Annotated in this window: 18 protein-coding genes and 1 pseudogene; all 19 read right to left on the bottom strand. The window is 63.7% G+C overall.

Features of this window, described 5'->3' with window-relative positions; all coding sequences use genetic code 11:
* Positions 1-6 precede the first annotated feature (6 nt).
* A complete protein-coding gene (gene fliQ / locus M9955_00925) occupies positions 7-273 on the bottom strand; it encodes a flagellar biosynthetic protein FliQ (protein ID MCO5080198.1) in 267 nt (88 codons plus the stop codon).
* A 9-nt stretch (positions 274-282) separates the two neighbouring features.
* Positions 283-678 carry a flagellar hook assembly protein FlgD gene (gene flgD, locus M9955_00920; GenBank protein ID MCO5080197.1) on the bottom strand — a complete coding sequence of 132 codons (396 nt, stop codon included), beginning with the start codon at positions 676-678 and terminating at the stop codon, positions 283-285.
* 94 nt (positions 679-772) lie between these two features.
* Positions 773-1135: pseudogene (gene flbT, locus M9955_00915) on the bottom strand (flagellar biosynthesis repressor FlbT).
* Positions 1132-1479, bottom strand: a complete 348-nt coding sequence (flaF, locus tag M9955_00910) for a flagellar biosynthesis regulator FlaF (GenBank protein MCO5080196.1) — start codon at positions 1477-1479, stop codon at positions 1132-1134. The pseudogene flbT and the gene flaF overlap by 4 nt, the downstream one beginning before the upstream one ends.
* A 14-nt stretch (positions 1480-1493) precedes the next feature.
* A complete protein-coding gene (locus tag M9955_00905) occupies positions 1494-2543 on the bottom strand; it encodes a flagellar hook-associated family protein (protein MCO5080195.1) in 1050 nt (349 codons plus the stop codon).
* 2 nt (positions 2544-2545) lie between these two features.
* Entirely contained in the window at positions 2546-4012 is a 1467-nt protein-coding gene (gene flgK, locus M9955_00900) for a flagellar hook-associated protein FlgK (GenBank protein ID MCO5080194.1), read from the bottom strand.
* Between the two features lie 28 nt (positions 4013-4040).
* Positions 4041-5285 carry a flagellar hook protein FlgE gene (locus tag M9955_00895; protein MCO5080193.1) on the bottom strand — a complete coding sequence of 415 codons (1245 nt, stop codon included), beginning with the start codon at positions 5283-5285 and terminating at the stop codon, positions 4041-4043.
* Between the two features lie 74 nt (positions 5286-5359).
* The gene (locus tag M9955_00890; GenBank protein MCO5080192.1) at positions 5360-6028 is read right to left on the bottom strand and encodes a response regulator transcription factor; all 669 of its coding nucleotides are present in this window, start codon (positions 6026-6028) and stop codon (positions 5360-5362) included.
* A gap of 185 nt (positions 6029-6213) precedes the next feature.
* On the bottom strand, positions 6214-6801 hold the full coding sequence (locus M9955_00885; GenBank protein MCO5080191.1) for a transglycosylase SLT domain-containing protein: 588 nt from the start codon (positions 6799-6801) through the stop codon (positions 6214-6216).
* Positions 6731-8386, bottom strand: coding sequence for a flagellar hook-length control protein FliK (locus M9955_00880; GenBank protein MCO5080190.1), 1656 nt, complete (start codon positions 8384-8386; stop codon positions 6731-6733). Before M9955_00880 ends, M9955_00885 begins: the two co-directional genes overlap by 71 nt.
* Positions 8383-9699, bottom strand: a complete 1317-nt coding sequence (locus M9955_00875; protein MCO5080189.1) for a chemotaxis protein MotC — start codon at positions 9697-9699, stop codon at positions 8383-8385. Before M9955_00875 ends, M9955_00880 begins: the two co-directional genes overlap by 4 nt.
* Positions 9692-10885: an OmpA family protein gene (locus tag M9955_00870; GenBank protein MCO5080188.1), complete on the bottom strand. Its 1194-nt coding sequence runs from the start codon at positions 10883-10885 to the stop codon at positions 9692-9694. Before M9955_00870 ends, M9955_00875 begins: the two co-directional genes overlap by 8 nt.
* Positions 10852-11475: a hypothetical protein gene (locus tag M9955_00865; protein MCO5080187.1), complete on the bottom strand. Its 624-nt coding sequence runs from the start codon at positions 11473-11475 to the stop codon at positions 10852-10854. Before M9955_00865 ends, M9955_00870 begins: the two co-directional genes overlap by 34 nt.
* Positions 11475-13109 carry a flagellar M-ring protein FliF gene (gene fliF / locus M9955_00860; GenBank protein ID MCO5080186.1) on the bottom strand — a complete coding sequence of 545 codons (1635 nt, stop codon included), beginning with the start codon at positions 13107-13109 and terminating at the stop codon, positions 11475-11477. Before fliF ends, M9955_00865 begins: the two co-directional genes overlap by 1 nt.
* 118 nt (positions 13110-13227) lie before the next feature.
* Entirely contained in the window at positions 13228-14223 is a 996-nt protein-coding gene (locus tag M9955_00855; protein ID MCO5080185.1) for a flagellin, read from the bottom strand.
* Positions 14224-14476: 253 nt separating this feature from the next.
* A complete protein-coding gene (locus M9955_00850; protein MCO5080184.1) occupies positions 14477-15454 on the bottom strand; it encodes a flagellin in 978 nt (325 codons plus the stop codon).
* A 315-nt stretch (positions 15455-15769) separates the two neighbouring features.
* On the bottom strand, positions 15770-16753 hold the full coding sequence (locus tag M9955_00845; protein ID MCO5080183.1) for a flagellin: 984 nt from the start codon (positions 16751-16753) through the stop codon (positions 15770-15772).
* A gap of 176 nt (positions 16754-16929) precedes the next feature.
* On the bottom strand, positions 16930-17661 hold the full coding sequence (gene fliP / locus M9955_00840) for a flagellar type III secretion system pore protein FliP (GenBank protein MCO5080182.1): 732 nt from the start codon (positions 17659-17661) through the stop codon (positions 16930-16932).
* On the bottom strand, positions 17658-18188 hold the full coding sequence (locus tag M9955_00835) for a flagellar basal body-associated FliL family protein (GenBank protein ID MCO5080181.1): 531 nt from the start codon (positions 18186-18188) through the stop codon (positions 17658-17660). The genes fliP and M9955_00835 overlap by 4 nt, the downstream gene beginning before the upstream one ends.
* Positions 18189-18199: the final 11 nt, after the last annotated feature.

The following is an 18199-nucleotide window of genomic DNA, read 5'->3' as shown; positions in this document are numbered from 1 at the left end:
AGCGGCTCAGAAACCGTTTTCTATGCGCTGGAAGATGACGTTGGAGAAGGCGCCGAGCTGGCCGCCGATAAAGGAGCCGGTGAAGGCGACGACGAGCAGGATCGCCACGATCTTCGGCACGAAGGTAAGCGTGATTTCCTGGATCTGCGTCAGCGCCTGAACCAGCGCGATGGCGATGCCCACGATCATGGCGACCGCGACCGACGGGCCGGCCGCGACCAGCACGGTCCAGATCGCGTACTGGACGATATCGAGCGCGTCGGCCTCGTTCATGACGGGAGTTTAGCTTACCTTGGCGCCGGAGGTAATCGGGATTTCCTTGCCGCCGTCGGTGACGGCGATGAGGCCGCTGGAACCCAGCTTCACTTCCTTGACGACGCCGGTCGTGTTTCCGTCCGCCGAGGTCACCGTCTTGCCGATCAGCGACGTCGCCTGCGAGAGCGACGAGCCCTGCAGCATCTGGTCGAGCTTCTGGTTGATCTGGACGGATTGCTCGACCTGCGAGAAGGCCGCGATCTGCGCGACGTACTCCGTCGATTCCATCGGCGCGGTGGGGTCCTGATTCTTCATCTGCGCGATGAGTAGCTTCAGGAAGCTCTGATAGTCGACCGAGTTCTTCGCGCCCGTGGTCGCGGGCGTGTAGCCGGTAGGCAGACTTGTTTCGAAGGAAATCGCCATATCACTCTCCAACGGCCCGGGCGAAGGTCCGGGCAGGGCTGATGTCGCGGTTGTCGCGCAATGAAGCGTCCGCCAGCGCGGCGGCTTCGGCGGAATAGAGCGCGCGGATGGCGCGCAGCGCCTCGAACACCTCGCCTTCCCAGACGAGTCGGTCGATGTCCTTGAGCCGGGCGCAGATTTCCGCGCTCTCGAAGCCTGCGAGCAGCATGGACAGAGACTTGCGGAACATTTCGCGCGCCTGATCCGCGCCAGCAGGGTTCATCAGCATGATCTGGGCGATGAAATAGAGCTGGCGCAGCGGCGTCGTCGCCTCGTCCACCTGGAGCACATGGCTTTCCAGAAGGAAGTTCACGTCGTTCAGGAACTCCAAAGTCGTCTTGCGCTCGACCCGGACGACCGCGCCGTTGATGTAGATCTTCTCGCCGGGTTTTAGCGAAATCTTGAAGGCGCTTTTCATTGAATACCGTCGCGGATGATCTGGGATACCTCGATGAGGCCGTCGAAATTGTTCGAGCGCCCCTGGCGGATGTCCTCCGCCTCGCGCATAAGCCACAGGCCGATCGAGATCAGGTTAGCCCGCAATTCCTTGGGCAGCGCGTTATCCGGGCTGCCGAGATCCTCGATCAGCGACGTCCAGACGCGGTTGGTGAAATAAAGCGCCTCGATCGCCTGCATCGAATCGACGCCGGCGGTGCGCGCCTCGGCGAGCAGATCGATGGAACGTGACAGCAACTGGCGCTCGCGATCGCGCGCGTCGGCTATCGAGTCCGTTTGAACGTCGGCATATGAAAACTGATACATATCCCAAGTGCCTTCTAGAGGAATTTCGACAGGCTGAGTTTCTGCAGCCGCGCGGTGAGTGCGTAGGACAACTCGATCTGCTCCATCAGCATGCTGACCTTCGTCTGCGCCTCGTAGGGGTCCACGGCCTCCATCTTGCCGATCGTCCTCTCCAGGAGGTCCGACTGCGTCTGCAGCCTTTCGGTCGCCTTGCTGACGCGCTGCTGGATGACGCCGATCTCGGACTGCAGCGTGGCGAGATCGGCGATGGCCTCGCCGACCATGGAATGCGCGCGCTCCGTCACCGCCGTCTTGGCGGCGGTGCTCATGGTGGGAGACGAAAGCATCTCATAGACGGCGGTCGCGGCCATAGCGAGCTTGCGGAAGCTGTCATCCTTGGCGTTGACCGAAGTGTTCAGGGTCTCGTTCAGCGCGATGCGGCTGGTGATCGTCTGGTCGCTCGCCTGCGACCAGTTGGCGTCCCAGCCGGCACCCATGAAGTCGGGCACGACCACCGTGTCGATGAAGCTGGTCATCTGTGCCGCCGTGATGTTGGCGGCCGCCGGATCGGATTGCGTGAAACCGAAGAACGACTGGAAACTCGCGTCGAACGCGGCTTTCGCCGGCGAACCGGCGGCGGTGTAGTCGTCGAGCGGCTTCACGTCGGTATTGATGCCGGCGAAGATGTGCTCGCCGTTCAGCGTCGTGTTCGCGATGGAGGTGAGGGACGACAATGTGCCTTTCGCGTCCACCAGCGTGACGGCCTGCGTCGCCTCTCCGTTGATGCCTGCGGTCAACGTCGAAAGCAGGGTCTGCGCCTTTTCCTCGATCTGCTTCAATGCGTTCTGCGTCGCGGTCAGGCGAGAGGCGACGAGGCCGTTCTGGTCGATGATGCCGTTGACGCGTTCCATGTCGCGGTTGAGCGAGATCGACTGGGTCGTGCGCGCGCCGAGCGCCAGGCCGCGATCGGCCACGACGCCGTTCTGCATCTCCTTGTTGGCGCCGACAAGCTGGGATTGCATGCGCATGAGCTGATAGCGCAGCGCCTGCGAGACGGAGGAGGTGGAGACGAAGGAGGTCTTCATGCTCAGTTCACCGCAGCCATCAGTGCCGCCAGCATGTCATCCACCGCCTTCATGATGCGCGCGGAAGCCTCGTAGGCGTTCTCCAGATCGAGAAGCAGCGCGAGTTCGGTGTCGACATTGACGCCGGTGTCGTTGGACAGCGCTTCCTCGGTGCGGACGGCGAGCGCCTGCTTCGTCTCCGCTGCGTTGGAAGCGTCCTGCCTGATGGATTCGAACCAGCCGACGGAGTCCGCCGCATAGGCGGCGATGCTGGCGCTCGTTCCGTTGCCGGCATCGACGTCGAAGGCGATCGGCTGGTCGAGGCGGTCGACATATCTGGTGATGAGCGTCGAGAAGGACGCGTCGCTGCCGGTGTTGGCCATATAGGCCGCGCCATTGGCGCCGCCATCGCGCAGCCGCTCGGGATTGCCGCCGAGCGTCGAATCCATGGCCGGATTAATGCGGATGGTGCTCGACAATCCGTCGATCAGCGTGCCCGCGGCCGGCATGGTGGGCGCACCGGACCATGTGAACAGGCCGGGAGCATCCGGCAGCGTGGGAACCGGCGAGGCGTCGCTTTCCGCGAAGGCGTTGATGAGCCCGCGCGCGACCTCGTCCAACTGCGCCTGCATCTTGACGGAGATGTCGTCCCGGAGCTGGACGAGACCCGCCAGCTTGCCGTTCGCGCTCGTGTTGCCGCCCGAACCGCCGATCACCGGCACGCCGTCGATGAGGATCGCATTGCCGTCCATGCCGGGCGCATAGGTGCCGTTGGGCTCGAACGTCACCTGGCGCGGTATGGTCTCGAACAGGGTGGAGCCGTTGCCGGCCATGATCACCATGTCGTTGTCGGAACGGGTGAATGTCGATATAGGAATATATTCTGATATCTTCTTCAGGATGCCGTCACGCTGGTCGAGAGCGGAGGAGACGTCCTTGCCGCTGCGCGTGCCGGAAATGATCTCCTTGTTGACCGTCTCGAAGGTCGCGAGAAGATCGTTCAGTTCGGATACGCCGTTGGCGATTTCGACGTCGGTCTCGGCACGAAAGCTCTGGATCGCGTTGGCGCCGCTGTTCAGCGAGCGCACCACCTCGCGCGCGGCATTTATCGCGTTTTCCGCGAGATTGCGATTGGATGGCGTGGCGGCGTAGGTGTCCAGCGCCTTCTGCAATTCGGTGAGCGCCACCGTGGGGGCAAGGTTGCCGTCGGCGCCGTTCACCGCCGTGCCGAGCCGTTCCATGCCGTTGTAGACGGCGTTCTGTCCCTCGCGTCCGGAGATGGCCACCAGATTCTGGCGGAACAGCATCTCGTTGGCGGCGCGCTGGATCTGGACGACGCGCGCGCCGGGCGCCGTGCTTGTGGCATGGGCGATCCGGCGCGAATAGTCGGGGTCGCGCGCACTGGTGACATTCTGCGATACGACGCTCGTCTGGCGGGAAGTCGCCAGAAGCGCCGATTGCGCGATGTTGAGGGCCGTGCTGAGCGACATGTCTCAAAATTCTGCGGCGTGCCGCGGGCTATCTCTTCAGGTTGATCAATATGTCCATCAGATCGGAGCCGGTCTGGAACGTTTTCGAATTGGCGGTATAGGTGCGCTGCGACTCGATCATCGTGGTCAGCTCCTCGGCGATGTCCACGTTCGAGCTTTCCAGTGCGCCGGAGACGATGGACCCGAGTTCGCCCGATTCGGCGAAGCCGACCTGCAGATCGCCGGAGTCCGGATTGGCGGCGAAGACGTTACCCGGCAGGACGCTCAGGCGGTCGGGACTCGGCACGTTCGCCAGCGGAATCTTGTAGAGCGGCTTCAGCGAGCCTTCCTTGAACTGCGCATAGAGCGTCCCGTCGCCGTCGACGATGATGCGGTCGATGGCGCTCGGCGGCGTGCCGTTGGCCTTGGCGTCGAGCACGGTATATTGCGTGCCGAGTTCCGTCATGCCTGCCAGGCTCATGGTGAAGGTCTGGCCGTTCGGCACGGCGAAGGCGATCTCCGGCGGCGCGTTGGTGATCTTACCGTTGAGCGGATCGAAGGTCAGCGATTGGGTGGCCAGCGGGCCGGCGGTATAGGGGAAGGTCGTGCCGGGCGTCGCCAGCGACTGATCGTAGATCTGCATGTCCCAGGTGTTGGGGCCGGTCTTGGTGAAATAGACGTCGACCAGAACCTCCTGGCCGACATTGTCGTAGACCACGAGCGAGGACTTTGCGGTGTACTGCGCGCCGGCGACGTTTGTCAGTGCCGGAAGGACATCGGCGCCGACGGGAAGATTGGCCTTGAACACGCCGACCGTGCTCGGCTCCGCCGAAATCTCGTCGTCCTTGATGACGACGGCCTCGAGGCCGGCCGTGCCGTTGGCGGTGGCGGCAGGATCGCCGTTCTCGTAGCTGTAGCCCATGAGCTTGAAGCCGGCCGCGTTCACGAGCTCGCCGTCCGCATTCGGCACGAAGGCGCCGGCGCGGGTGAGATAGGTCTGGCCGTTGGCGTTCTGGACGACGAAGAAGCCGTCGCCGTTGACGGCGAGGTCGGATGCCGAGGTGGTGTACTGAAGCAGGCCCTGATCGGTGATGGTGTTCATCACCGTCGTGTTCACGCCGCCCGAATTATAGGAATTCTGCAGGTTCGGCATGACCAGCGACGAGAACTCCGTCTTCGCCCGCTTGTAGCCGGTAGTGCTGGAGTTGGCGATGTTGTCGGCCACCGTCGACAGGCGATTGGCCTGCGCCGCCATGCCGGACACGCCCGTACGCATCATACCGTATAAACTCATCGAACGTCTCCTCGGTGTCGCTTTCCGCAGGAGCCGATGTTAGCGGCCCATGCTTGCGTGAGGCTGTTCGCGCGTCAGACGACGAGTCGGTATCCGAGGAAGCGCTTGGAATCGATCGGATCGTAGCCGAGCTTCTCGCGTAGCTTCTTGCGGAGTTTTGAGATGTGGCTCTCGATGACGTTCTCCTCGACTTCCTCGTCGAACAGACCGTAGATGGCGTTGAAGACCTGGGTCTTGGTGACGCGGCGGCCGCAATTGCACGCAAGATATTCGAGGATGCGGCGCTCGCGCCGGGGCAGCGGCATCGGCTCGCCGTTGATCTCCGGATCGCGGCCATCCATGAAGATCCTCATCGCGCCGATCTGGGTGAAGCTGGCTTCTTCGTTGGCGCGCCGGCGGATGGCCGTGATGCGTGCAAGTATCTCGCGGATATGGACCGGCTTGCGGATGACGTCGTCAACGCCCGCCTCGAAGAGACGCAGCGTGTTCTCCAGCGAATGATGGTCGCTGAGCGCGATGACCGGGGCGTCGGTGCGGCCGCGGATCTGGCGCGGCGACACCTTTTCCTCGGGGCAATCGCCAATGAGAAAGGCGCGGACGGATTTGAGGTCCTCGTCGGGCGCGCTGGAGACCCAATCGCCGAACTCGCTGGCCGCGAAGCCGGCGCTCGCCACGCCTTCGCGATCGAACATCGAGCAATATCCGTCCGTAACGAGCTCGCGCTCGTCCACAATCACAATCATCGGCCCGCCCTCCGAATCAGATTCGGTTATTTCGTTACGCCGAACTTCTCGCGAGCGGCTTTCGGCAACAACGCCAATTTCTTGTGGTTAATTTTTTGGGATGCGCGCGCAGCCGCCTCCGCGCCTGCCGTGGCACGGGAGCGCAGGATGGCCTGCCGTCATTTGCAATGAAGGATTGGATACGCCTATGGGTTGCAGAAAGTGCGTGCGTTCGCGGTCCATTTTCCGAAGCCGGTTGCAACCATGTTGGTAATCACGCGGCAGACATAGCGCTTCTGTGCCGGGTCGTTGTCGGGGCCGGCGTGGTAGCGCGCGACCGCCATAGACCAGGTCGTGTGGCGCTGTTTGAGCTCAAGCAGGAAACGCGCCGCATAGTCGACATTCTGACGGGGGTCGAACATGTCGGAGAGGCTGCGGAACTTCTCGCCATGATAGCGGACGTTGATCTGCATGCAGCCGACATCGATGAGGCGCGCACCTTCCTGGTGTGCTCTGGCAAAAGCGGCGAGTGCTGCCGAGCGGCTTCCGGGAAAAAGCGGTTTTCCTTCTATATTCATGGCGTTGGGCTGGAGGCTCCCCTTGTTTCCGGTTTCCGTCAGGCCGACCGCATAGAGGATTCCCATGGGCACGCCATAGTTGTGGGACGCGCGGACGATTTCCGGCTCACAGGCGTTCGCGGAGGCATGGGCCACGAGCGGCACGCTAGATAAACAGGCCACGAGCGCGAGCGCCTTCGTCGCCCTGCGATGCGATCTGACGAGACTGTGCGCCATTTCGTTGCTCTCCCTGCGACGGCGTTCCGCGCTGACCCTCCGATCCGCCTCCTGCCGACGCGCCCGACTGTCCGAACTGCTGGCCGTTGCTGCCGGAAGCCGTATTGGACATTCCACCATCAGCCTTGGCCGAAGCTGTCGCAACCTGTGGTGGCAGAACCGTGATCTGATCCACCTGCAACCCCAGCGTGCGCAAAGCCTTTGCGATTGAGTCGCTGTCAATGTTGAGGCGGTCATAGGCCTCCTGCTTTTCCGTAGCGATCTCGACCGACAATCGATCGCCGGTCATGCGCAGCGTCGCGGCGATCTCTCCGAGTTCGACGGGCCGCAGCTGGATTTTCAGGCTGTGCGTGGTTGCGGTGCCGGCTTGTTGATCGACGACGGCCTGCGACTCCAGCTTCTGCACCTTGGCGGCGGGATGGGCTACAATCGTCTCGACCACGCTGGCGGCCGTCGCTCCAAGCCGGGCAGGCAGGATCTGAGCCTCTGCCTGCCTGCTGCTCGCCTTGTCGACGGGAGTGGCGGGAGAGGCGTCGTCATCCGTTCCCGATGCTTGCGGACCAGCCCGTGACGCGTCCTCCATCGAAGCCACATCCGAAGCTGGCGGCGCCAGTTTCGCCGGCCCGGCATCGGACGTCTCAGCCGTCGCCGTCTCGACCGGAACGGCATCCGTCGCCGGCAGGAGAGTCAATGTATCCCGCGTGTCGATGATGGCTGCCCGGCGCGCGGGTGAGACGACCGCAGGCGTCTCGCGCTGCGTCATCAGGTTCAGCATCGCGACGGAAGAACCGTAGGGAAGTTGCTGTATCCTCACGGCCTCGCCGGTCGATCTCACCCGGGAGTCGGAAACGATGCGGATTTCGACGGCGTCATCGTCGACGCGAATGCCGTCATCAGCTACTGCATCGCTGCCCTTGTCGATGTCGGTGTCGGGTTTCCTTGCCTCGTTCACCTTTGGCTGGGGCGTGTCGGTCCGAGGATCGGACGCTATCTCGTCCGTCGCGCTCGACACGCGCGCGTGCACCACTGGCATCTCGGCGGTTTGTTTGGCCTGCGGCGCGTCGGTGGTGATCTGAACATCGACGCCGGATGCTGCTTCGAGGGTGTCCGTCGCCCCGGCCGGCAAAGTGGCCTCGTTGTCGGCTGGAGAGGAGATGGCGTCGTCGGCGCGGCGATCGCGCCAAGGTTCACCGTGCATGAAGACGGGCGTGCGCTGCTTGGGCATCTCGACCCAGCCGGGGGCTTCGGCGTCGTCCGCGTCGTCCGTTTCACCATCCTTCGCCGCCGATCCATCCCTGGAGACTGCCGTCTCCTCCGTGTCCGCCGGATTGTCGGCGACAACCTCGGCTTCCGGGATCTCCTGCGACACGAGAGCCTGTGTCTCGATATCCTCGATACGCACCGCCAGCCGCTCGATCAGCTTGTGCGATGCGGATCGCGCGTCGACGTCGACGTTGCGTTGATGGCGATCCTTGCCCGGCTCTGCCAAAGCATCGCGGAATCCGCCGGATATCTGCTGCTTGCCACGCGACGCGTTGCCGCCATGCGGCGGTGTTGCGAAATTCGGTACAGTGACGAGGGTCATTTCGCCTCTTGAAGCATCTGGTCGATGGCGCTGAGCCTGGCGCGCGCATCGCTGATCATGGTGTCTGTGGGATCGGTTTCGGCCAGCGCCGGCGCTGCCGCTTCCAATGTCGCCGCGCCGTTTTCCGCCGCCGTAGCTGGCGAGGCATCATGCGCTGGCGGCGCCTCAACGGGCGCGGCAGGCTCCGCCTCGATCGCTGGCACCGGCACCGGCGCGTCGGGGGCAGGGACCGTCCTGGCCGCTTGGACAACGCTCGCGGCGGCTGGCTTCGTCACGTCGAGCTTCGGGGCCGAGGTGACGCTGCTCACCACTGCCTCGGCGGCCTCCAGCAGGCGAATATCGCTTTCGGTCAACTGCTCGCGTTTTATGCCGCGCAGTTGCGTCGCTACCTCCTCGATATTCTCCGAGGTCAGGACCGAGAGGCTGGAATAAAGCCTGGAGCGCGCGTCCGAAGCATCCGCCGGCAGGTTTTCCTTTGCCCGTCTGGCGGCAAAGGCGGAGAGTTCCGTCAGGCCCTCGATCGCCGCGCGGCGGGCGAGCCGCAGATAGATCACCTGACGCTGGTCGCTGTCCATCATCGCCGTGATGCTGTCGATCGCGCCGTAATCGAGCGTTTTGTGGAGAGCCAGGATGCCGGTGATGAAGGAGTCCGCGAACTGGCTGGCGTAGGGAGAACGCAGGAAGCGCACGACATATTGCCGCGATGCCAGGAAAAAGCGTTCCGGCTTGCCCAGCGACGCCTCGATGGCGAGGGAGCGCCGGAGCGCGGCCTCCTCGACAAGCGTGCCGGGACCAAGCAGCCGCGCATAGTCGAAGAGCGCCAGCGCCACTTCCTCGTTGCCGGTTGCGCTGACCGATCCCTTGACGAGCGCCAGGAACGCACCGAGTTCAGGCGCGAGTGTGCGCGGATCGACATCGCCGAGGGCGGCCTGCGCCTGTTCGGGGTTGCCCGCGAGATAGGCGAGCACGCCCCGGCCGAGCTTCCGGTCCTCATCCGTCACGGGCTGGCGTTTGAGGATGCGCGCCAGCGTGGCGGGATTGCCGCCGCTCATGCCGTAGACGAGGGCGGCGCGGACGTTGCGCTTCTCGGCGAATTCCTCGTCCGCGGCATCGCGCAGGCGGCCGTCGATGAGTTCCAGCAGCTTGTTCTGCATCGGCAGCGCGGCATGATCGCCTGCGGCGATACGGTCCTGCAGCGCCTGCAGCGAACGCACCATCTGGTAGGGCGCGAGCGACGGCTGCTCGTCCGCCGCCGCCGGAACGAGCCAGGCGAGCAGCGCAAGCGGAGCGAGCCATCTGGCCCGATCAATCATTCCCCGTCTCCAGCAGGATCTCGATGCGGCGGTTTTCTGCAGCCAGTGGATCGTCCGTGTTCTTGAGCTTCCGGTCGGCGAAGCCGGCAACCTCGGTCATGCGCTTCTCGTCGAGGCCGGAGCGGGCGAGCATGTAGTAGGCCGACTGGGCGCGGGCGGTAGACAGACGCCAGTTGTCGTATTTCGCGGTGCGGAACGGCCGGGCGTCTGTGTGTCCGTTGACGATGATGGAGCCTTTGTGCTCGGAAATTACCTTGCCGATCTTTTCCATGGCACGGACGAGTTCGGGCCTCGGCACCGCGGAGCCGATCTCGAACATGCCGAATTCGAGTTCTTCCGTGACCGAGATGACGACGCCGCGCGACGTCGCCGTGACGGAGATGCCGGCCCCGACCATCTCCTTGCCAAGCGCCTTGGCGAGTTGCTTCTCGATCTCCTTCGCCTCGGCGATGTCCTTCTTGCTGGTGCCGGTCTTCTCGTCCTTCCTGTCCTTGGTATCCTCGACGGCAGTCTTCTTCCGTTCGGCCTTGGTTTCGCGCGTGTCGACCTCCAGGGCCTCGTCTTCCTGGCTGACTGACTCGACCTGCTGCGACCAGAAGTCGGGCGCGAAGGGGTCGCGGTAGGATTGACCGCCATCGGCTCCGGTGGCCGGACCGGAGACGCTCGCGCCGCCGTCGCCCTTGGAACTGATGTTCTGACGGCGATCGGTGTTGGCCGCGATCTCGGCCAGCACCGCATAGGGATCGGCAAAGAGCTTTTCGTCGGCGCGCGCTTCGGACACGCTGGCATCCGGCGCGCTCTGGTTTTCCGCAGGGCCGGAGTCCTTTTCGCCTTCCTTGCCTTCCGTCGGCTCGGAATCCTTGGCGTCCTGACCGCCGGCCTCGATGGAATTCGGCCCGTCGCCGATCTCCTCCAGACCGCGCCGGCTGGAGTTGCGATCGATGAGCTTCACCGGGTTGAAGTAGCTGGCGACGGCGCTCTTGGTCTGCTCGTTGGCGGCGTTGATCAGCCACATGACGAGGAAGAAGCACATCATGGCCGTCATGAAGTCGGCGAAGGCGATCTTCCAGGCGCCGCCGTGATGGCCGTCTTCATGGTCGCCGCCGTGGCGGACGATGATGATCTCCTGATGATGATGGCCGCTGACGGTGCTCACGACATTGCCTCGTCGATCTGGGCGGCCCATTCGGCCAGCCGTGTTTCAAACAACGCCCCGTCGATGGAGACGGTGACGTCGAAGGCGTCCGCTTCGGTGAAGTCGCATTGCGCCTCAAGCGGCCCGAGGGCCGCGCCTAGCCGGTGGAGCATCGACTGCGGCCCGCTGACCTTGATGCGGACGGCGTCCCGGTCGGCGGTCGCCTCGCGAATGCGGGAGGCCAGCTGCTCGACGGAGCGGCGAGCGAGCTCATCGCTCAGGAAAGAGGAAAGGATGCGCGCGGCGGCCGTGGTGGTGATGCCTGTGAGGCTGGCCTCGGCCGTCTCGAAGGCGGCGGCGATGCGCGCGCCTGCATCGGCGCCGAACGCCGCCTGCAATTCCGCGATCTCGATCTCGTGGCGGGCGCGCTCGACATTCAGGGCGGCTTCCGCGGCATCGTGCATCTCCGCCCTCAGGCGGGATTCGACCTTCGCCACTTCTGCGTCGACCAGCGCGCCTACGTCGACGGCCGGCATCGCTACCGGCGTGACGGCCGGTGTAACGATCTCGACAGGCTTGCGCGCGGCTGAGGGCGGCGTGCCGAAGTCCGTCAGATAATCTGCGAGCGCCAATCCGGTCATCAGGCGGCTTCTTGGCGTGCCCATTTGCGCAGGATCTGGGCCGTGCGCTCCTCATTCAGGTCCACCATGCGCGCGAGGCGTTCCTGTGGCGCGGGCTTCAGCCGCTGGCGCAGATCCTCGAGCGGATTGGGCGCGTTCATGCCGGGCAGGGCGGCCACGCCGGGCGCTCCGGGTTCCGCCACAACGGAGCCGTCGGGAGCCGCCAGCGAGCGCTGCACCTCGTCGAAGCTTGGCGTCTCGGGTTTCTTCGTCAGCGCCGTCGTCATCGGCTTCAAGCCGAACAGCACCACGAGCGCGACGACGATGATGAACGCGCCGGCATTGATCAGCGTGCCGACATGCGCGCCGATGCTGTCCATGATGCCCGGCTCGACTATTTCCGCGCCGTCCAGCCCGTCGATGAACTCGACCGCCGACACATTGATGACGTCACCGCGGCCTTCATTGTAGCCGGTTGCGGATGCGACCATCTTCTGGATCTCGGCGATGCGCTCATTGATCTGCTCGGGCGTGGCGTTGGGGCCGAGCACGTTGGTGATGCGTTGCTGGTTCACCACCACAGCGATCGACATCTTGGTGACGGAATAGCCGTTGCTCACGGTGGCGATGCGCTTGCTGTTAATCTCGTAGTTGGTGGTCTCTTCCTTGCGCTCGCTCTGCTCGGTCGATTCGGGCCCGGCAACCGGCTGGTTGTCGGATTCCGGCAGGTTCTCCTCGACGGTGGTCGGCGTGGCTGCCGACTTCTGGTTGTTGTTCTCGTTGGCCTTCACCACCTGGACGGAGCGCTCGACGCGCGATTCGGGATCGAAGATGGTTTCTTCTGTCTGGCGCGTGTCGGTGTTGACCTCGGCCTTGACGCTGGCGCGGAAATTGTCCGGGCCGAGATAGGGGGCCAACGCGCGGCGGATGTTGTCCTCGATCTGGATCTCGACAGAGCGCTCGAAGGTGAAGTTGCGGTTGGCGCTGTTGTTCATCGGATCGTCGCCCGAAGCCAGCAGCGTTCCGTTGGAATCGAGGATCGTCACCTTGTCGGCGTTCAGGCCCGGCACCGCAGCAGCAACGAGATGCCGGATGGCGTTGGCGCTGCGGTCGGCGTCGAAGCCGGCCGTACGCACGACGACGGAAGCGGATGGCTGCTGCTGGTCGCGGCGGAAGCTGGCGCGCTCCGGCATGACCAGATGCACGCGGGCGGCGCGGATGCCCTGAATGGTCTGGATCGTGCGGGCGATCTCGCCTTCCAGCGCCCGGACGCGCGTGACTTCCTGCATGAAGGAGGTGAGGCCCAGCGAGCCGACATTGTCGAACAGTTCATAGCCTGCATTGGCGCTGGTCGGCAGACCCTTTTCCGCGAGAAGCATGCGCGCCTTCGACGTGTTGCCTGCTCCCACGAGAACGGTCGTGCCGTCGGACGCGACGTCGAAATCGATGCCGGCCTCGCCGAGCACCATGCCAATCTGGTTCACGTCCTGCCGTTCGAGGCCGACATACAGCGTCTCGTAGGCCGGCCGGTTGAGCCAGATCGAGCCCACGATGATGACCGCGACAACCAGAGCCGCCACGCCGCCCATGATGGCAAGGCGTCGCGGACCGAACTCCTGCAAGTTCGCGATGAGCGTCTTCAACTGATCCGGCAAGACCTGAACTCCCGCAAGCAAATCGGGGTCAAGTCTAGAGCGCGAAGCTTGTGCGAGAATGAAATCGGGCCGTCAGAGACGGCCCGAAAATCAATCGTTTAGTTGAATTTTTCCAGCTCTAGCTGCGGAACAGCGACAGGATGTTCTGGGCGTTGCCGTTGGCGATGGACAGCGCCTGGATGCCGAGCTGCTGCTGGACCTGTAGAGCCTGCAGGCGAGTCGATTCCTTGCTCATGTCCGCATCGACCAGTTGGCCGACGCCGCGGTCGATGGAGTCCATCAACTGCGACACGAACTGTTTCTGCAGGTCGACGCTCTTCTTGGCCGAGCCGAGCTTGGTGGCCGCGTCGGTCATTTCCTCGATCGTGGTATCGACGACGACTAGCATCTGCTGGACCTGCTGGTCGGTGAAGCCGACCACGTTCAGCGTCGAGATCGCATAGCCGGTCGTCGCGGCGACGGTGCCGGCGACGGCCTGGGTGTGACCGTCGGTGCGCAGGCCGGTCGTCGTGTCGCGGATGCCTTCGAGCAGACCCTTGGTCTGGTTCGTCGTGGCCGCCGCGTCGTAGAGCTTGATGTCCTGCACATCGACCGTGATCGTGGTGAGGACGACGTTGCCGGCATTGTCGCGGTTGAAGGACGAGATGATCTTGGCGTCGTTGTGCACACCGGCGGCCGTATGCCCGGCGGCGACGGTGGAATTCACGGACAACCAGTTCGTTCCAGAGAAGGTCGCAGCGTCCGCATAGGCCCTGAGCTGAACCTGCAGCGCGGAGATTTCCGTCTGGATCTTGGCCTTGTCGCCCTCGCTGGCGCCGACGGCCGCAACCACCTTCACCTTGATTTCATTGGCCGTTTCCACTGCCTTGTTCATGGCGGTGTAAGCGGTGTCGACCTTCGAGGCTCCGAGGCCCAGCGCATCCTGCACCGTGGAAAGGGCCTTGTTGTCGGAACGCATGGTGGTCGCGATCGACCAGTAGGCCGCGTTGTCTGCCGCTTCCGACACCCGGTAACCCGTCGAAATCCGGTTCTGTGTGACGTCAAGCGAACGGTTTGTGGCAGCGAGGCTCTGCAGAGCCGTCATTGCCGAGGCGTTGGTCATGATACTGCTCAAGGTACACACCCCTCATTGTCACGGCGGTCGCGGCCCGGTGCCGCGAACCCCTGCTCCCGACGGACTCATTCCGGCCGCAGATACAATCGACCCGCCATAGTCGAACGGTTAACCATACTTACGAGGGGTGTGGTTAATGGCACCTTAAAGAATGAGAAAAATTGTAAACGGCACGCGCGAAAGCCGCGCTCCTTGCGGAACGCGGCTTTTTGCATCGAGGAGGAAAGGCCCGCCGGGCGGGCCTGGAGAGGCCTTAGCGGAAGAGCGAGAGAATGCCCTGCGCGTTGCCGTTGGCGATGGACAGCGCCTGGATGCCGAGCTGCTGCTGGACCTGAAGGGCCTGCAGGCGGGTCGATTCCTTGTTCATGTCGGCGTCGACCAGTTGGCCGATGCCGCGGTCGATCGAGTCCATGAGGCTCTGCGTGAAGGTCTTCTGCAGGTCGACACGGCTCTTTGCGGCGCCGAGATTGGTGGCGGCCGTCGTCATCTCCTTCAGCGCCGTTTCCGTCACCGTCAGCATCTTGCTGATCTGCAGGTCGGTGGCGAAGTTGGTGCCGTCGGTGAGCTGCATCGACGACAGCGCATACGCGTCGGTCGCCGCGTCGGTGCCGAGCGTACCCGAAGTCGCGGCCTGGATCGCGCCGGTTGTGCCGAGACGGGCAGCGTCGATGATGCCCTTCTTGGTCGGTGCGGCGCCCGCATCATAGAGCTTGATGTCCTCGACCTTGACGTCGATGGTCGAGATCGAGGCGACGCCGGCGGCGGTGCGGTTGAAGGCCGAAACGATCTTGACGTCGGCCGCCGTGCCGGAGGCGTTCGACACCGAAAGCATGTTGGTGCCGGAGAAGGTCGCCGCGTCCGCATAGGACTTCAGCTGGTCCTGGAGGGCCTTGATCTCGGTCTGGATCTTGGCCTTGTCCTGATTGGTCGAGCCGCTGGCGGCGACGAGCTTCACCTTGATCTCGTTGACCGTCTCGATCGCCTTGTTCATGCCGGTATAGGCGGTGTCGATCTTCGAGGCGCCGAGACCCAGCGCGTCCTGAACGGTCGAAAGCGCCTTGTTGTCCGAACGCATGGTGGTCGCGATCGACCAGTAGGCTGCGTTGTCGGAAGCCTCGGCGACGCGATAGCCGGTCGAAATGCGGCCCTGCGTCGTCTCGAGATTCTTGTTGGTTGCATTCAGGCTCTGGAGAGCCGTCAACGCCGAGGCGTTGGTCATGATACTGGCCATGGTTGCACGTACCCTTACGCGTGACTTCGAACTCACATACCGGCCTGACCGGTATGACGGCGCGGCATCATGCCCATGAGCCCCCTCGCAGGGATCAACCCGTCATCTGTCCCAACTTATGACAGGGAGAGTCTAACGTCGGCATAAGAGGACTGGTTACCGAAGACTGAATCTCCCGGGGTGGAGCGCAAATATCCCGGTTTGACGCCGGATTGCCCGGACTTCCGCGCGTCCGCGACCGCAAAGCAAAGGCCGCGCTCCTTGCGGAACGCGGCCTTGCAAGCCCCTTGCCCTTAGGAAATATCGACCTCCGCCTTAGCGGAAGAGCGACAGGATGCCCTGCGCGTTGCCGTTGGCGATGGACAGCGCCTGGATACCGAGCTGCTGCTGGACCTGAAGGGCCTGCAGGCGGGTCGATTCCTTGTTCATGTCGGCGTCGACGAGCTGGCCCACGCCGCGATCGATCGAGTCGGTCAGGCTCTGCGTGAAGGTCTTCTGCAGGTCGACACGGCTCTTTGCCGCGCCGAGATTGGTGGCGGCCGTCGTCATGTCCTTGATGGCGCTTTCGACGACGCCCAGCATCTGGCCGATCTGCTGATCCGTGGCGAACAGCGTGCCGTTGGTCAGCTGCATAGTCGAGACCGTGAAGGTGTCGTTCGCGTCATAGGTGCCGAGCGTCACCGCATCGGCCGCGCCCTCGACGCCTGCCGAGGTGCGGTTCGAGTCGAGGATACCCTTGTTGACGCCCGAAGCGGTGCCAGCCTCGTAAAGCTTGATGTCCTCGACCTTGACGTCGATGGTCGAGATCGAGGCAACGCCGGCGGCGGTGCGGTTGAAGGCCGAGACGATCTTGACGTCGGCGGCGGTCGTCGCGGTCGCGCCGCTGTTCACCGAAAGCATGTTGGTGCCGGAGAAGGTCGCCGCATCCGCGTACGACTTCAGCTGGTCCTGAAGGGCCTTGATCTCGGTCTGGATCTTGGCCTTGTCCTGATCGGTAGCGCCGGTGGCGGCGACGAGCTTCACCTTGATCTCGTTCGCCGTCTCGATCGCCTTGTTCATGCCGGTGTAGGCGGTGTCGATCTTCGAGGCGCCGAGACCCAGCGCGTCCTGAACCGTGCCGAGCGCCTTGTTGTCGGAGCGCATGGTGGTCGCGATCGACCAGTAGGCGGCGTTGTCGGAAGCTTCGGCGACGCGATAGCCGGTCGAAATGCGGCTCTGCGTGGTCTCGAGGCTCTTGTTGGTTGCATTCAGGCTCTGGAGAGCCGTCAACGCCGAAGCGTTGGTCATGATACTGGCCATGGTACAGGAATCCTGCGCGTGTTCGGAGAAACTACATACCGGCTCGACCGGTATGACGGCGCGGCATCATGCCCATGATCGCTGTATTCGGAGATCAACCCGTCATCTGCCCGTTCTTATGGCAGAGAGGTTCTAACGCCGGCATAAGAGAGGTGGTTAAGCGCCGGTAAATCGTATCAGGTGAAGGAGCGGACCAGGCTGCCGACGAGCAGATTCCAGCCGTCGATCAACACGAAGAACAGGATCTTGAAGGGCAGCGAGACGACGGTGGGCGGCAGCATCATCATGCCCATGGCCATGGTGATGGTGGCGACGATCAGATCGATGACGAGGAAGGGGAGCACGATCAGAAAGCCGATCTCGAAGCCGCGGCGGATTTCCGAGATCATGAAGGCAGGGACCAGTATCCGCAGATCGACCGTCTCCTCCGAAACCGTCTGGCCGCGCTCCCGCGCGAGATCGGCGAACAGGTCGAAATCCTTCTGCCGGACGTTCTTGACCATGAACTGGCGGAACGGATCGGAGATGCGCTCCACCGCCTCGGCCTGCGTGATCTGGTTGTCCATCAGAGGACGCACGCCGTTCGTCCATGCCTGATCGAAGGTCGGAGCCATGACGTAGAACGTCATGAACAGGGATAGGCTGATGAGGACCAGATTCGCCGGCGTCGTCTGCAGGCCGATGCCGGCGCGCAGGATCGAGAAGGCGATGATGAAGCGCGTGAAGCTGGTCGTCATGATCAGCAGTCCGGGCGCCACCGAGAGCACGGTGAGCAGCCCGAACATCTGGATGATATAGCCGACGGTGGTGCCGTCCGCCTGCGCGATGCCGCCGAGATCGATCTGCTGCGCGAGCGCCGTTCCGGCACTGGCGAGGAAGAGCGTCGGGGCGAGGAGGAGCTTCTTCATTCGAGCAACAGGGTGCGGATCAGGATGCGCTTCACCGCGCCGTCGCTGCGCAGCTGGGCGCGTTCATCGAGATCGGCGCGCAGGTGCAGGAAGCCGCTGGGGCCTTCGATCTGGTGCAGCTTCAGCGTGCGCACGAAGGTCAGGAAATCCTGATGGATGATGTCCGGCAGCTCCGGATTCTGCGGCGCCTTGTCGAACACCAGCGAGATTTCCATGCGCACCCAGGTGTTGCTGGGCTGGGCCAGATTGGTGGTGATGGCGGCCATCGGGATGATGGTCGGATGGCCTTCGCCGCCGGCGGACGTCTCGCCATGCCCGGCTGCCTCGGCCGCGCCATGTCCGGACGCCGCTCCGTGATCGCCCGCGGCCGGGGCGGCCTCGCCGGCCTGTTCGCCGCGCATGTAGTTGCCTGTGAACCAGCCGCCGCCGACCGCGACGCCGGTCAGGACAAGCAATACTGCGATCTGGATGATCAGCGACGGGCCCTTCTTCACGGGCGGTGCTTGGTCGAGCGTAGTGACGGCCATCGTTCGGTCCT

Source organism: Rhizobiaceae bacterium, from assembly GCA_023953845.1.
Taxonomy (GTDB): domain Bacteria; phylum Pseudomonadota; class Alphaproteobacteria; order Rhizobiales; family Rhizobiaceae; genus Arvimicrobium.
This window is presented reverse-complemented; position numbering and strand designations above follow the sequence as displayed.

Excerpts from the sequence above, each read along its gene's own strand:
- M9955_00905 (MCO5080195.1), bottom strand. The coding sequence starts at position 2,543 with ATGAAGACCTCCTTCGTCTCCACCTCCTCCGTCTCGCAGGCGCTGCGC.
- M9955_00885 (MCO5080191.1), bottom strand. The coding sequence starts at position 6,801 with ATGGCGCACAGTCTCGTCAGATCGCATCGCAGGGCGACGAAGGCGCTC.
- flgK (MCO5080194.1), bottom strand. The coding sequence starts at position 4,012 with ATGTCGCTCAGCACGGCCCTCAACATCGCGCAATCGGCGCTTCTGGCG.
- M9955_00865 (MCO5080187.1), bottom strand. The coding sequence starts at position 11,475 with ATGACCGGATTGGCGCTCGCAGATTATCTGACGGACTTCGGCACGCCG.
- M9955_00895 (MCO5080193.1), bottom strand. The coding sequence starts at position 5,285 with ATGAGTTTATACGGTATGATGCGTACGGGCGTGTCCGGCATGGCGGCG.
- fliP (MCO5080182.1), bottom strand. The coding sequence starts at position 17,661 with ATGAAGAAGCTCCTCCTCGCCCCGACGCTCTTCCTCGCCAGTGCCGGA.
- M9955_00835 (MCO5080181.1), bottom strand. The coding sequence starts at position 18,188 with ATGGCCGTCACTACGCTCGACCAAGCACCGCCCGTGAAGAAGGGCCCG.
- flgD (MCO5080197.1), bottom strand. The coding sequence starts at position 678 with ATGGCGATTTCCTTCGAAACAAGTCTGCCTACCGGCTACACGCCCGCG.
- M9955_00890 (MCO5080192.1), bottom strand. The coding sequence starts at position 6,028 with ATGATTGTGATTGTGGACGAGCGCGAGCTCGTTACGGACGGATATTGC.
- M9955_00875 (MCO5080189.1), bottom strand. The coding sequence starts at position 9,699 with ATGATTGATCGGGCCAGATGGCTCGCTCCGCTTGCGCTGCTCGCCTGG.
- flaF (MCO5080196.1), bottom strand. The coding sequence starts at position 1,479 with ATGTATCAGTTTTCATATGCCGACGTTCAAACGGACTCGATAGCCGAC.
- M9955_00845 (MCO5080183.1), bottom strand. The coding sequence starts at position 16,753 with ATGGCCAGTATCATGACCAACGCTTCGGCGTTGACGGCTCTCCAGAGC.
- M9955_00850 (MCO5080184.1), bottom strand. The coding sequence starts at position 15,454 with ATGGCCAGTATCATGACCAACGCCTCGGCGTTGACGGCTCTCCAGAGC.
- M9955_00880 (MCO5080190.1), bottom strand. The coding sequence starts at position 8,386 with ATGACCCTCGTCACTGTACCGAATTTCGCAACACCGCCGCATGGCGGC.
- M9955_00870 (MCO5080188.1), bottom strand. The coding sequence starts at position 10,885 with ATGGGCCGCCCAGATCGACGAGGCAATGTCGTGAGCACCGTCAGCGGC.
- fliQ (MCO5080198.1), bottom strand. The coding sequence starts at position 273 with ATGAACGAGGCCGACGCGCTCGATATCGTCCAGTACGCGATCTGGACC.